This window comes from Hydrogenophaga sp. H7, from assembly GCF_002025745.1.
Classification (GTDB): Bacteria; Pseudomonadota; Gammaproteobacteria; order Burkholderiales; family Burkholderiaceae_C; genus Hydrogenophaga; species Hydrogenophaga pseudoflava.
This window is the reverse complement of sequence record NZ_MCIC01000001.1, coordinates 442,548-456,064: the sequence shown is the minus strand read 5'-3', so window position 1 is coordinate 456,064 and position 13,517 is coordinate 442,548. Positions and strand designations below refer to the sequence as shown.

The 13,517-nt window shown below is 68.8% G+C and carries 14 protein-coding genes and 1 tRNA gene; 10 read left to right on the top strand and 5 right to left on the bottom strand.

What is annotated here, in order from left to right:
* Nucleotides 1-2: 2 nt before the first annotated feature.
* A complete protein-coding gene (locus BC358_RS02190) occupies nucleotides 3-908 on the bottom strand; it encodes an MOSC domain-containing protein (protein WP_079364484.1) in 906 nt (301 codons plus the stop codon).
* A gap of 33 nt (nucleotides 909-941) precedes the next feature.
* On the opposite strand from BC358_RS02190, the gene BC358_RS02185 reads away from it, so the two are divergent.
* Genes BC358_RS02185 through BC358_RS02170 form a run of 4 tightly spaced genes read left to right on the top strand, consistent with a single transcriptional unit; the run spans nucleotide 942 to nucleotide 5,171 of the window.
* Nucleotides 942-2,102, top strand: a complete 1,161-nt coding sequence (locus BC358_RS02185; protein WP_079364483.1) for an FAD-dependent monooxygenase — start codon at nucleotides 942-944, stop codon at nucleotides 2,100-2,102.
* Between the two features lie 44 nt (nucleotides 2,103-2,146).
* A complete protein-coding gene (locus BC358_RS02180) occupies nucleotides 2,147-2,860 on the top strand; it encodes a DsbC family protein (protein ID WP_079364482.1) in 714 nt (237 codons plus the stop codon).
* Nucleotides 2,861-2,889: 29 nt separating this feature from the next.
* A complete protein-coding gene (locus tag BC358_RS02175; RefSeq protein WP_066158786.1) occupies nucleotides 2,890-3,363 on the top strand; it encodes a DUF3429 domain-containing protein in 474 nt (157 codons plus the stop codon).
* Nucleotides 3,360-5,171, top strand: a complete 1,812-nt coding sequence (locus tag BC358_RS02170; protein ID WP_079364481.1) for a M61 family metallopeptidase — start codon at nucleotides 3,360-3,362, stop codon at nucleotides 5,169-5,171. The genes BC358_RS02175 and BC358_RS02170 overlap by 4 nt, the downstream gene beginning before the upstream one ends.
* 16 nt (nucleotides 5,172-5,187) lie before the next feature.
* On the opposite strand, the gene BC358_RS02165 is transcribed toward BC358_RS02170, so the two are convergent.
* The 4 genes from BC358_RS02165 to BC358_RS02150 all read right to left on the bottom strand — a co-directional run bounded on the left by BC358_RS02165 (nucleotide 5,188) and on the right by BC358_RS02150 (nucleotide 8,426).
* Nucleotides 5,188-5,760 carry a hypothetical protein gene (locus tag BC358_RS02165; protein ID WP_079364480.1) on the bottom strand — a complete coding sequence of 191 codons (573 nt, stop codon included), beginning with the start codon at nucleotides 5,758-5,760 and terminating at the stop codon, nucleotides 5,188-5,190.
* Between the two features lie 124 nt (nucleotides 5,761-5,884).
* Nucleotides 5,885-7,180, bottom strand: coding sequence for a phenylacetate--CoA ligase PaaK (gene paaK, locus BC358_RS02160; protein ID WP_079364479.1), 1,296 nt, complete (start codon nucleotides 7,178-7,180; stop codon nucleotides 5,885-5,887).
* On the bottom strand, nucleotides 7,177-7,617 hold the full coding sequence (paaI, locus tag BC358_RS02155) for a hydroxyphenylacetyl-CoA thioesterase PaaI (RefSeq protein ID WP_079364478.1): 441 nt from the start codon (nucleotides 7,615-7,617) through the stop codon (nucleotides 7,177-7,179). The genes paaK and paaI overlap by 4 nt, the downstream gene beginning before the upstream one ends.
* 2 nt (nucleotides 7,618-7,619) lie before the next feature.
* Complete coding sequence (locus BC358_RS02150) at nucleotides 7,620-8,426, bottom strand: enoyl-CoA hydratase-related protein (RefSeq protein WP_079364477.1); 807 nt, start codon at nucleotides 8,424-8,426, stop codon at nucleotides 7,620-7,622.
* Between the two features lie 152 nt (nucleotides 8,427-8,578).
* Between BC358_RS02150 and BC358_RS02145 the strand changes: the two genes are divergently transcribed.
* From BC358_RS02145 to miaB, 6 genes are all read left to right on the top strand, one after another.
* On the top strand, nucleotides 8,579-9,367 hold the full coding sequence (locus BC358_RS02145) for an enoyl-CoA hydratase (RefSeq protein WP_066158806.1): 789 nt from the start codon (nucleotides 8,579-8,581) through the stop codon (nucleotides 9,365-9,367).
* Nucleotides 9,368-9,443: 76 nt separating this feature from the next.
* Nucleotides 9,444-10,862, top strand: a complete 1,419-nt coding sequence (locus tag BC358_RS02140) for a VWA domain-containing protein (protein ID WP_079364476.1) — start codon at nucleotides 9,444-9,446, stop codon at nucleotides 10,860-10,862.
* Between the two features lie 36 nt (nucleotides 10,863-10,898).
* Nucleotides 10,899-10,975, top strand: a tRNA-Met gene (locus BC358_RS02135).
* Nucleotides 10,976-11,050: 75 nt separating this feature from the next.
* Nucleotides 11,051-11,611, top strand: a complete 561-nt coding sequence (locus tag BC358_RS02130; protein WP_079364475.1) for a YaeQ family protein — start codon at nucleotides 11,051-11,053, stop codon at nucleotides 11,609-11,611.
* 94 nt (nucleotides 11,612-11,705) lie between these two features.
* Nucleotides 11,706-12,053 (top strand): hypothetical protein, encoded by a 348-nt coding sequence (locus BC358_RS02125; RefSeq protein WP_079364474.1) that lies wholly within the window; start codon nucleotides 11,706-11,708, stop codon nucleotides 12,051-12,053.
* Nucleotides 12,054-12,172: 119 nt separating this feature from the next.
* Nucleotides 12,173-13,516: a tRNA (N6-isopentenyl adenosine(37)-C2)-methylthiotransferase MiaB gene (gene miaB, locus BC358_RS02120; RefSeq protein ID WP_079364473.1), complete on the top strand. Its 1,344-nt coding sequence runs from the start codon at nucleotides 12,173-12,175 to the stop codon at nucleotides 13,514-13,516.
* Nucleotide 13,517: the final 1 nt, after the last annotated feature.

The window sequence follows — 13,517 nt, the reverse complement described above, 5'->3', positions numbered from 1 at the left end:
CGTCAGTCGAACTGCCAGTCGGCGCCCACGGCCTGCCCGACCTTCAGCACCAGCCCGTCGCCCTCCAGCACGATGGCGTTCATGCCGAAGGTGATGGAACCGTTCAGGCGCGGGTCCTGCCGGTAGGCCTGCAGGGCGTCGCTGACCGCCGGGGTCGAGGTGGCGGTGGCCGGGTCGATGTTCGGGATTGGGCAGCGCGCGCAGGGCTTGACGTTTTCCAGCGCGGCCACGCCGCCCTCGGTCTGCACGCGCCAGCCGGCGATGCGGTCCTCATCGTGCGGTTCCACGTCCGACAGCACGATGTTCGGCCGGAAGCGCCGCAGGTCCACCGGCGCCTCGCCCGCGGTCGCCAGCCGCGCATTCAGTTCGTCCAGCGAGGCGGTGCTGGCCACCAGCACGCCGAAACCGTCGGCGAACTGCGTCACCGACTCGCGGCCGCCGGTCCATTTCAGGCTGCAGAGGCGCTTCACCTCGGGGTCGAAGCGCACCAGGCGCAGCTTCCTGAGGTCCTCGGGCGCGTCGGGCCCGAGGAAATCAGAGAACCACTGCGCCGCCAGATCGCCCATGTCCCAGGCGTCGACCTCGTCGTCCCAGACCCGCACACGGCGCGGCGACTCGACGCCGTCCAGCGACAGGTGCAGCGCCAGCATGCCCGGCGCGCGCAGCACCAGCTGGTCGAGCTTGAACGCGGGCTGGATCAGCGCCATGCGCGGCAGCTCGCGCTGGGTCACGAATTCGCCCTGCTGGTCCACCACCATCCAGGCCCGGTCCCATTCGAGGCCGGTCAGCGTGAGCACCGCCTGCTCCAGCGGAACGCCAGCGCAGGACTTGACGGGGTAGACCCAGAGCTGGGCGATGCGGGCCTGGAGGTCTGCGGCGGCCACAGGGGACTCGGTGAGGGTGTTCATGCCCGGATTGTGGCCTGCTCCTAAAATCCCCGGATGGCTCTCCCCTCCCCGTCTCCGGCCGCACCGCGGCGTTTTGATGTGTGCATCCGTGGCGCCGGCGTGGTCGGGCAGACCCTGGCCCTGCTGCTGGCGCGCGAGCGCCTGAAGGTGGCGCTGGTGGCGTCTCCCCGCCCCCCTGCCGCCGCCCCCGACGTCCGGGCCTATGCCCTCAACACCAGCGCCCGCGCCCTGCTGCAGTCGCTGCGGGCCTGGCCCGAGGACGGCAACGCCGGGCCCGCGGCGGTGACGCCGGTCAGCCGCATGGAGGTGCACGGCGACGACGGCGGCGACCTGCACTTCTCGGCCGCCGACCAGGGCGTGGAGGCGCTGACCTGGATCGTGGACGTGCCGGCGCTGGAAAAGCGCCTGGCCGACGCCATCGGCTTCCAGGGTGGCATCGAGCGTGTGAACGAACCCGTGCCGGCGGCGCTGACCGTGGTCTGCGAAGGCAAGCGCAGCGTCACCCGCGAGGAACTGGGCCTGGAATTCGACGTCCGGCCCTACCCCCACAAGGCGGTGGCGGCCCGCCTGACCACCGAGCAGCCCCATGGCGGCGTCGCGCGCCAGTGGTTTGCGCGTGGAGAAATCCTCGCCCTGCTGCCGCTGGACGGTGCGCAGGGGAACTCCGTGGCGCTGGTCTGGTCTGTCCCTGCTCAGCAATCCGAAGAATGGCTGGCCGCCGATCCCCAGGCGCTGGCGCAGGCGGTGCAGGAACGCTGCGGTTCGGCGCTGGGCGGCATGCAGCTGCAGGGTCCGGCCCAGGCCTGGCCACTGGAGCTGTCCCGCGCCCGGCGCTGGATCGCGCAGACGGCCCAGGGCAGCGTGGCGCTGGCCGGTGACGCGGCCCACGCCATGCACCCGCTGGCCGGGCAGGGCCTGAACGTCGGCCTGGCCGACGCCGCGGAACTGGCGCGCGTGGTCCACGAGCGCGAGTTCTGGCGCGAACTGGGCGACCTCAAGCTGCTGCGCCGCTACGAGCGCGCGCGGCAGGCCGAGGTGGGCGCCATGGGCTGGCTGACCGATGGCCTGTTCGGGCTGTTCGGCCAGACCGACAGCCGCGTGCAGGCGCTGCGCAACTGGGGCATGAGCGGCGTCGACCGTCTCGGACCGCTGAAACACTGGCTGGCCCGCAAGGCCATGGGCCAGACGGCCTGAACCGCTGTCGGCCCCCGATCAACCTTCACGCCACAGGCGAACCCATGAAATTCCTCACCACTTCCGCCATTGCGCTCGCCCTGGCCCTCGCCAGCCTGGGTGCCTTCGCGCAGGAAGCCACCATCCGCAAGAACCTGACCGAGCGCCTGCCCAAGCTGCCGCCCATCGACGAGATCAGCAAGACCCCGATGGAAGGCCTGTACGAGGTGCGCGTCAACCAGAGCGAGATCTTCTACACCGACGCGCAGGGCAACTTCCTGATCCAGGGCAACCTGATCGACGTGCGTGCCCAGGAAGACCTGACCGAGAAGCGCCAGGCCAAGCTGACCGAGATCGACTTCAAGGACCTGCCGATCAAGGACGCCTTCACCATCGTGCGCGGCAACGGCAAGCGCAAGGTGGCCGTGTTCGAAGACCCGAACTGCGGCTACTGCAAGCGCTTCGAGCGCGACCTGACCAAGATCGACAACGTCACCGTGCACGTCTTCCTCTACCCGATCCTGAGCCAGGATTCGGTCGACAAGTCGCGCAACATCTGGTGCGCCAAGGACAAGGGCAAGGCCTTCCTCGACTGGATGGTCAAGGACGTGACGCCGGCGGCCGCCAACTGCGACACCGCCGCCCTGGCCCGCAACCTGGAGTTCGGCAAGAAGAACCGCATCACCGGCACGCCGACCCTGATCTTCGCCAACGGCACCCGCGTGCCGGGCGCCATCGGCGCCGACCGTGTCGAGAAGCTGCTGGCCGAAGCCAAGTAAAACGCCCTCAAGAAAACGCCGCCTCGCCGATGACCCTGCCTTTGCACGACCCCGACGACGCGGCGCTGGCCCGCACCCTGGGCCAGGCCGGTCTGATCCCCTTCGTCATGCTGGCGGCGCTGCTGTGGCTGGTGGACGTGGCCCTGCAGCCCTGGGTGGCGATCGCGCTGACCGGCTACGCGGCGCTGATCATCTCGTTCCTCGGCGGCATTCACTGGGGCATCGGCTGGCTCGGTGGCCGCCATGAACGTGGGCTGCCGCACGCCCCGCACCACCAGCGCAACCACTTCCTCTGGGGCATCGTGCCCTCGCTGCTGGCCTGGCCCGGGCTGCTGATGCCCGCCTTCGCGGGTCTGGCCTGGCTGGGCTTCGTGCTGATCATCTGCTACCTGGCCGACCGCACGCTTTACCGCCGCGCCGGCCTGGAGGCCTGGCTCACGCTGCGCTTCCGACTTTCCTCCATCGCAGCGCTGAGCTGCTTCATCGGCGCGGGAGCCCTGTGAGCCGCAACAAAACCACGACCCCTGGCCTGCGCTACCGCGTCGAGCCGCTGAGCCACCGCGCCCACCTGTTCGCCGTCACGCTGGACATCGACCGCCCGGCCAGGTCTCAGAAGCTCACGCTGCCGGTCTGGATTCCGGGCAGCTACCTGGTGCGCGAGTTTTCGCAGCACCTGCAGCACCTGAGCGCGACGCAGGGCGGCGAGGCGCTGGCGGTGAAACAGCTCGACAAGCACCGCTGGCAGGTGGACAACGACGGCCAGCGCACGCTCAGCCTGCGCTGGGAGGTCTACGCCTTCGACGCCTCGGTGCGCACCGCCTTCCTGGACGCCACGCGCGGCTTCTTCAACGCCACCAGCCTGTGCCTGATGGTGGCCGGCCGCGAGGACGAGCCGCACGCCATCGAGATCCAGCCGGGTGATGCGCCCGCCGGCTGGCAGGTCGCCACCGGCCTGAGCCCGGTGAAGGCCAACGAGCAGGGCTTCGGCACCTACCTGGCCCAGAACTACGACGAACTCGCCGACTGCCCGGTGGAGATGGGCACGTTCTGGAGCGGCGAGTTCAGCGCCTGCGGCGTGCCGCACCGCTTTGTGGTCAGCGGCGCGGGCGGCTGGTTCGACGGCCAGCGCCTGCTGGACGACACGCGCCGCATCTGCGAGGCGCAGATCCGCTTCTGGCACGGCGACGGCCAACCGCCCTACGAGCGCTACGTCTTCATGCTGCACGCCAGCGGCGAGGGCTACGGCGGGCTGGAACACCGCAACTCGACCGCGCTCATCGCGCAGCGCACCGACCTGCCCAAGATCAGCGCCAAGGACGCCAAGCCCGCCGCCCTCAAGGCCACCGACGGCTACACCACGTTGCTGGGCCTGATCAGCCACGAGTACTTCCACACCTGGAACGTCAAGCGCCTGCGGCCGGCCGAGTTCAAGCGCTACGACTACACGCGCGAGAACCACACCGAGCTGCTGTGGTTCTTCGAAGGTTTCACCAGCTACTACGACGACCTGTTCCTGCGCCGCGCCGGCCTGATCGACGACGCCACCTACCTGCAGCTGGTGACCAAGACCATCAACCAGGTGCAGCAGAGCCCGGGCCAGCGCGTGCAGAGCGTGGCCCAGGCCAGCTTCGACGCCTGGACCCGCTACTACCGCGTGGGCGAGAACACGCCCAACGCCACCATCAGCTACTACACCAAAGGTGCGCTGGTGGCGATGTGTCTGGACCTGACGCTGCGTGCCGAAGGCCGCGGTTCACTGGACGAGGTGATGCGCGCACTCTGGCACCGCACGCAGGGTGGGCCGATGCGCGAGTCCGACCTGTCCACGGTGCTGCGCCAGCTCGGCAAGCGCAGTTTCGCCGCCGAACTGGCCCAGTGGGTGCACGGCACGGCCGACCTGCCGGTGCTGGACCTGCTGGCGGCGGCCGGCGCCAAGGTGCACCGCGACAAGGCGCCGCTGGCGCAATCGCTGGGCCTGCGCGTTGCAGCCGACAGCAGTGGCCTGACGGTCAAGAACGTGCTGCGCGGCGGCGCGGGCGAGGCGGCCGGCCTGGCGGCGGGCGACGAGTGGCTGGGCGTGGAATTCGCCCCCGCGCGGCGCGGCCTGCCGGCCGAGGCCTGGCGCGTGCGCAAGCTCGACGAAGTGGCGGCCCTGCGCGGCACCCGCAGCGCGCTCACGGCCCTGGTTTCGCGCGACGGGCGGTTGCTGCGCTGCCCGCTGACCTGGCCCGCCGACGACACCGCCGTGCGGCTGACGGTCGAGGACGCTGCCCGCCTGGGCGACTGGCTGACCCGCAGCTCCACCGGCTGAGCAGCGCCCGGCCGCCTCAGTGGCGCGGCAGTTGCGGCACGATCTCCTGGTCGAAGCGCTGCACCGTGGCCGCGCCACGGTAGTTCTGCAGTGCTTCGCGCACGCGGGGCAGCTGGGCCTGCAACTCGGGCGCCGTCTTGCAGGACTCGACCTTGATCGCCGTCAGCTCGCCCATGGGTCCGGCGGCGTCGTTGATGAAACGGACCACCAGACGCCGGGCGTCCACAAAGGGCAGCACCGACCCCGCAAGCGGCTGGGAAGCGACAGGCGCTGGTTGCAGGGCGGGAATGCCGGCCTCGGCAGCAGCTGGCACTGGTGCCACGGGGAGCTGGCCATTGACCAGCGGTGCCGCGTACTGGACCGAGGGTCCATGGGAATCATGAGGCGCGATCCAGTCGTGGGCCAGCAGCTGCTCCAGCAACGCGGCTGCGCCCCCCAGTCCCGCCCCGAGCTTGTCGAGTTCGGCAGCGTTGCGCTTGCCGTCCACCAGAATCAGCATGGACCGCAGGCGGGGACCGAGCTCGGGCACCCGGCGCGCCATTGCGTCCCGGCCCTTCTCGGTCTTGACGAACAAAGTGTTCTTGTCCATGAAACCTCAACAGATGGCAATCAATTTAGCCACCGTGCTCCCAATCGGATAGCGGGGTTTAACCCGCAGTCCAAAGAACTACACAAAGCAGCCTGGCCACACATCCGCAAGTGCCCGGCAGAACTCACTTCGGCCGTCGGTCGACCACCCGTTTGGCCTTGCCCTGGCTGCGCTCCACACCGCCTTCGGGCTGGAGCGACACCTCGACGCTGGAGCCGACGTAGACCTTGATCTCGTGCCGCAGCAGCTCGGCCGCCGCGCGCGCCTCGATGCTGTCCGGTGACAGCCCCGGCCGCGTCTCCACCGCCACCGTCAGGCAGTCCATGTGGTTCTCGCGCGTGAGCACGCACTGGTAATGCGCGGTCAGCTCGGGGCGCTTGAGGATCAGCTCCTCGATCTGGGTCGGGAACACGTTGACGCCGCGCACGATCATCATGTCGTCGCTGCGGCCGGTGATTTTTTCCATGCGGCGCATGGTGCGCGCGGTGCCGGGCAGCAGCCGTGTGAGGTCGCGCGTGCGGTAGCGGATGATGGGCAGCGCCTCCTTGGTCAGGCTGGTGAACACCAGCTCGCCCATCTCGCCGTCGGCCACCGGCTCGCCGGTCTCGGGGTTGATGATCTCGGGGTAGAAGTGGTCCTCCCAGATGGTCGGACCGTCCTTGGTCTCGACGCACTCGTTGGCCACGCCCGGCCCCATCACCTCCGACAGGCCGTAGATGTCCACGGCGTCGATGCGCATGCGGTGTTCGATCGCCAGCCGCATGTCGTTGGTCCACGGCTCGGCGCCGAAGATGCCGATGCGCAGGCTGCTCTCGCGCGGGTCGATGCCCTGGCGCTGGAACTCGTCGGCAATCGCCAGCATGTAGCTGGGCGTGACCATGATGATGTCGGGCCGGAAGTCCTGGATCAGCTGCACCTGGCGCTCGGTCTGGCCGCCGCCGAAGGGCACCACGGTCAGGCCCAGCTTCTCGGCGCCGTAGTGCGCGCCCAGGCCGCCGGTGAACAGGCCGTAGCCGTAGCTCACGTGCACCAGGTCGCCGGGCCGTGCGCCGCTGGCGCGGATGCTGCGCGCCACCACCGTCGCCCAGGTGTCGATGTCCTTGAGCGTGTAGCCGACCACGGTCGGCTTGCCGGTGGTGCCGCTGCTGGCGTGGATGCGCGCGCACTTCTCGCGCGGCACCGCGAACATGCCGAAGGGGTAGCTGTCGCGCAGGTCCTTCTTGGTGGTGAACGGAAACTTCGCGAGGTCGCTCAGGCTTTTGCAGTCGTCCGGGTGAACGCCGGCCTCGTCGAACTTGCGGCGGTAGACCGGCGAGTTCTGGTAGGCGTGGCGCAGCGTGGCCTGCAGGCGCTTGAGCTGCAGCGCGCGCAGCTCATCGACACTGGCCTTCTCGATCGGTTCGAGCGGAAAGTGGTTCATGCGCCTGCCTCCTCCGGAAACACCTGGCCGGGAATCACCGCGCTCTTGCCGCGGAACATGGCCACGACTTCGCCCTTCTGGTTGGTGACCTTCATGTCGTAGATGCCGTGCCGGCCCTGCAGGGTCTGCTCGACGCCTTCGCAGGTCAGCACATCGCCGGCGTGCGCCGGTTTGAGGAACTCGATGCTGCAGCCGGCGGCCACCGCGTTCTTGTTGTGGCTGTTGCAGGCGAAGGCGAAGGTCGAGTCGGCCAGGGTGAAGATGAAGCCGCCGTGGCAGATCTGGTGGCCGTTGAGGTGCAGCGGCTGCACGGCCATGCGGATCACCGCCCGGCCAGGCTCGACCGTCAGCAGCTCCATGCCCATGGTGTCCTTGCTCGCGACATCCACCGCAAACATGGTTTCGCCCACCTTGGTCGCTCGTTCTTGCGGCGTCATCCTCATTCCCCCTTGAACTGAGGCGCGCGCTTCTGACGGAACGCCATCACGCCTTCGATGTAATCGTGCGTCCTGCCCAAGGCCGACTGCGTGTCGCGCTCGGCGTCCAACTGCTCATCGAGCGTGCGGGTGGACGCGTCGCGCAGCAGCGCGCGGGTGGCGACCAGGGCCTTGGTGGGCATGGCCGCCAGCTTGCCGGCCAGCGCCAGCGCGGCTTCCAGCGGGTCGTCCTGCACGTCCCAGATCATTCCCCACTCCTTGGCCTGCGCGGCGGGGAGTTTGTCGCCCGTCATCGCCAGCGCCATGGCGCGCGCCAGGCCCAGCCGCTCCACCAGGAACCAGCTGCCGCCAGCGTCGGGGATCAGGCCGATCTTGCTGAAGGCCTGGATGAAGCTCGCGCCGGGCGCCGCGATGGCGATGTCGCAGGTCATGGCCAGTGAGGCGCCCGCGCCCGCCGCCACACCGTTGACCGCCGCGATCACCGGCATGCGCAGCGACTGGATTCGCCGCGCGGTCGGGTTGAAGGCCTGGTCGATCACCGGGCCGGGATCGGCGCGCTGCACCAGGTCCGGCCCGGGCTCGAAGTCGAACTCCGACAGGTCGGCGCCGGCGCAGAAGCCGCGCCCGGCCCCTGTGATGACCAGCGCCCGCACCGCCGGGTTGGCCTCGGCGCGGTCCAGCGCGGCCCACAGGTCGCGGTGCATCTGGCGCGTGAAGCTGTTGAGGGCGTCGGGCCGGTTGAGCGTGACCTGCGCCACGGCACCGTGTTCCATATAGAGAACGCTGCTGTCTTCTGGGGCGGCACTCATGAAAAGCTGTCTCCTGTCGTTCTTGAACGGGCCATTCTGTCATTAACCGACCCATCGGTCGGTTAATGTTTTCCCTTGGGTGCTGCACCCGAAAACGGGGCGGCTATAGTTGACGTTCACGTCAATCATCCCCCACCACCCGAGGACACACCATGAGCGAAAACGCCACCCCCGAACTGATCACCGTGCGCACCGAGGGCCGTGTCGGCATCGTGACGCTCAACCGCCCCAAGCAGCTCAACGCGCTGAACGACCAGCTGATGAACGAGCTGGGCGCCGCGCTCAAGGCCTTCGACAACGACGAGGGCATCGGCTGCATGATCGTCACCGGCAGCGAGAAGGCGTTTGCGGCCGGCGCCGACATCGGCGCGATGGCGAAATACAGTTTCGCCGACGTTTACAAGGGCGACTACATCACCCGCAACTGGGAAACCATCCGCAGCGTGCGCAAGCCGGTCATCGCGGCCGTCAGCGGCTTCGCCCTGGGCGGTGGCTGCGAGCTGGCCATGATGTGCGACTTCATCATCGCCGCCGACAACGCGAAGTTCGGCCAGCCCGAGATCAAGCTGGGCATCATCCCCGGCGCCGGCGGCACGCAGCGTCTGCCGCGCGCGGTCGGCAAGTCCAAGGCCATGGACATGGCCCTAACGGGCCGCATGATGGACGCCACCGAAGCCGAGCGCGCCGGTCTGGTCAGCCGCGTGGTGCCGCTGGACAAGCTGATGGACGAAGCCCTGGGCGCCGCGCTGCAGATCTGCGAGTTCTCGCTGCCCAGCGTGATGGCGGCCAAGGAATGCGTCAACCGCGCCTTCGAGGGCGGTCTGGCCGACGGCGTGATGTTCGAGCGCCGCATGTTCCACGCCCTGTTCGCCACCGAGGACCAGAAGGAAGGCATGGACGCGTTCGTGAACAAGCGCAAGGCGGTGTTCAAGCACGGCTGATTTTTTTCGCGGGGTTTAACCCCGTCCGGCCTGCCGGTTCGTTTCAGTGGCATCACCCACCTCCACGGAGTTCACGATGCCTCTCCAGAATCCCCGGCTGTCCCGCCTGCTGACCGCCCTGCTCGGCGGCCAGCTGCTGCTCTCCGGTATGCCCGTCACCGCACAGCCCACAGCGGCGGCGGCCCCGGCCGCTGCGGTATCCGCCCAGCCCGATTTCGCGCCGCCCGGCGCCACCCACTGCAAGCGCCCGATGCGCACCCACGAGGTGGCCGGCCGGCCCGAGATCGCCGAACCCTCCGTGCGCTACAGCAAAGCCCTGCCCCGCTCCCGCTCGGAGGTCGCCTCGCGCGATGCGGTGGCCAAGGCCGCGTCACCCGCCGCCATGGCGATGGAAACCGCGCCCGAAGCGATGGCGGTCGCGCCGGCCCCATCTCCCGGCGGCGCGCGCCCCGACCGTGCTGCTGTCGTGACCGCCGGCATGGTCGACGACAACGCCGACTTCGCCGAGTACCTGGCTTTCCGTGAACGCACCCCGGTGCCCCACCAGGCGCGCGACATCAGCGAGCGCCACCTGCTCACCGTGCGGGACCGCACCGGCCGCGGCGTGCCCGACGCCCAGGTACAGGTGCGTTCGCCCAACGGTGCGCAATTGCGCGCGCGCACCGACAGCGCCGGCCGCGTCTGGCTCCACCCCCGGTCTTTCGACGCCGGCCAGTCGACGCTGTACGAGGTGACCGCCACCCGCGGCGGTCAGACCGCCCAGGGCCTGCTGCGCCGGGGCCAGAAGGACGCGCTGGAGCTGCAGCTGGACGGCGCCGTCGCGCCCCAGCGTGCGCGCCTGGATCTGGTGTTCCTGATCGACGCCACCGGCTCGATGGCCGACGAGATCCAGAAGCTCAAGAGCAGCCTGCGCAGCATCGCCGACGACGCCGCGCGCCTGCCCAGCCGGCCAGACCTGTGCTTCGGCCTGGTCGCCTACCGCGACACCACCGACCCCTTCGTGCTGCGCAGCCACGACTTCACCGACGACCTCGGCGCCTTCCAGAAGGTGCTCAACCAGCTGCAGGCCGACGGCGGCGGCGACACCCCCGAGGCCATGAGCGAGGCGCTGCACGAAACGGTGCACCGCCTGAGCTGGCGCGGCGAGGGCGCCACCCGCATGGTGGTGCTGCTGGCCGACGCGCCGCCCCAGCTCGGTCCCGAGCGGCCGCGCTACGACGCCGCGATGCAGGTGGCGCTGGGCAAGGGCATCAAGGTCTTCAGCGTCGGCGCCAGCGGCCTGGACCCGCAGGGCGAGTTCGTCCAGCGCCAGATCGCCCAGTACACCGGCGGCCGCTTCGTGTTCCTGACCTACGACCGCGCCGACGACCCGGCCAGCGGACCGGGCCGCGAGACGGTGCACGATGTGAAGAACTACTCGGTGGCCACTCTGGACCGGCTGATCGGCCGGCTGATCCGCGAAGAACTGGCCCCGCTGTCGCGCAAGGGGGCTTGAGCGCTTCGAAAAAATGGGCTTATAATGCTTGGCTTCGGCGATATAGCTCAGTTGGTTAGAGCGCAGCATTCATAATGCTGATGTCGGTGGTTCAAGTCCACCTATCGCCACCAGACAAGAAACCCCTGAAGACGCCGTTTTCAGGGGTTTTTTCTTGCCCGGCTTTCTCTTGCGACACCGGAGCGACCATGGCCATCAAGTCCACCATCTTCAAGGCGAATCTGCAGATCGCCGACATCGACCACGGCTACTACGCCGACCACGCGCTCACCCTGGCCCGCCACCCCAGCGAGACCGACGAGCGCATGATGGTCCGCCTGGTGGCCATGGCGCTGCAGGCGCACGAGCTGCAGGACACCTGCGGCGGCGACGGCACCCTGGCCTTCGGCGCCGGCCTGTCGGACCCGGACGACCCGGACGCCTCGCTCACCGACTTCACCGGCCGCAAACGAGTCTGGATCGAGGTCGGCCAGCCGGAAGACAAGCCGCTGTCCAAGGCCTGCAGCCAGGCCGACGCGGTCATCGTCTACGCCTTCAGCTCGGCGGCCGATGTGTGGTGGAAGGGCATCGAGAACAAGCTGACCCGCCTGGACAAGCTGCAGGTCTGGCGCCTGCCGACCGAGGTGGCGCCCGCGCTGGCGGCCCTGGCCGAGCGCAGCATGCAGCTGCAGGCCACGCTGCAGGACGGCGCGCTCACACTGTCAAGCAACCTGGGCAGCGTGCACATCGAGCCGGTGCGCTGGAAGTGACCGGCCGCGGCGCCGCGTGAGACAATCGCGGCCCCGCGACGGCGCCCGCCGCCACGCTCCCCTCAGCCTCTGGATCTACACCATGAACCGCTGCATGTCCCCCACCACACGACGCACCGCCCTGGCCCTGGCCGGCGCCGGCCTGTGTGCGCTGACCTCCCTGGCGCAGGCACAGAACGCCCCGCGCAATTTCCCCGCCAGCGCCCTGCGCGGAACCCTGGTCGTGACCCAGCCGCCGGTCATCAGCATGGACGGCAAGGCCGCCCAGCTCTCGCCGGGCGCCCGCATCAAGGGCCCCGACAACCTGCTCGTCCTCTCCAGCGCCATCGTCGGCAAAGAGCTGCTGGTGAACTACACCGTCGAGCCCCACGGCATGGTCCACGACGTCTGGATCCTGACCGAAGCCGAAGCGGCCGAGAAGCGCAAGCGCGCCGGCCAGTAACCCCTCCAACCCCACAGGCCCCCAAAGCCCAGGCGCACCGCGGAACCGGCTCAGCCGGGCCGCCAGTGCGGTCCCCCTTCCAGGGGGAAGCCGCGTCAGCGGCGCAGGGGGTGAATCCCATGTCTAAAAAAGTCTTTATCAAAACCTTCGGCTGCCAGATGAACGAGTACGACTCGGACAAGATGGCCGACGTGCTCGGCGCCGCCGATGGCTTCGAGAAAACCCAGGACCCCGAAGAGGCGGACCTGATCCTGTTCAACACCTGCTCGGTGCGCGAGAAGGCACAGGAGAAGGTCTTCTCCGACCTCGGCCGCGTCAAGCACCTCAAGAAGAAGGGTGTGCTGATCGGCGTGGGCGGCTGCGTGGCCAGCCAGGAAGGCGCCGAGATCATCAAGCGCGCGCCCTTTGTGGACGTGGTGTTCGGCCCGCAGACCCTGCACCGCCTGCCCGAGATGCTCAAGGCACGCGACCGGCTGAACCAGCCGCAGGTGGACATCAGCTTCCCCGAGATCGAGAAGTTCGACCACCTGCCGCCCGCGCGCGTCGAGGGTGCCTCGGCCTTCGTTTCCATCATGGAAGGCTGCAGCAAGTACTGCAGCTACTGCGTGGTGCCCTACACCCGCGGTGAAGAGGTCAGCCGCCCGTTCGAGGACGTGCTGGTCGAGGTGGCCGGCCTGGCCGATCAGGGCGTCAAGGAAGTGACGCTGCTGGGCCAGAACGTGAACGCCTACCGCGGCCGGATGGGCGACACGGACGAGATCGCCGACTTCGCGATGCTGATCGAGTACGTGGCCGACATCCCGGGCATCGAGCGCATCCGCTACACCACCAGCCACCCCAACGAGTTCACCCAGCGCCTGATCGACACCTACGCCAAGGTGCCCAAGCTGGTGAGCCACCTGCACCTGCCGGTGCAGCATGGCAGCGACCGCATCCTCATGGCCATGAAGCGTGGCTACACCGCCATGGAATACAAGAGCACGATCCGCAAGCTGCGCGCGATCCGGCCCGACCTGTCCATGAGCAGCGACTTCATCGTCGGCTTCCCGGGTGAGACGGAAGAAGACTTCCAGAAGATGATGAAGCTGATCACCGACGTCGGCTACGACAGCAGCTTTTCCTTCATCTTCAGCCCGCGCCCGGGCACGCCGGCCGCCAACCTGCCCGACGACACGCCGCACGAGGTCAAGCTGCAGCGCCTGCAGCACCTGCAGGCCACCATCGAGGAGAATGTGCGCCGCATCAGCGCCAGCCGCGAAGGCACGGTGCAGCGCATCCTGGTCGAAGGCCCGTCGCGCAAGAACGCTGCGGAGCTGATGGGCCGCACCGAGTGCAACCGCATCGTCAACTTCGACGGCGGCCCGAACAGCGCCCGCCTGATCGGCCAGATGATCGACGTGAAGATCACGCAGGCGCTGCCGCACTCCCTGCGCGGTGAAGTCCTGCTGCGCGAGCCTGCCTGAG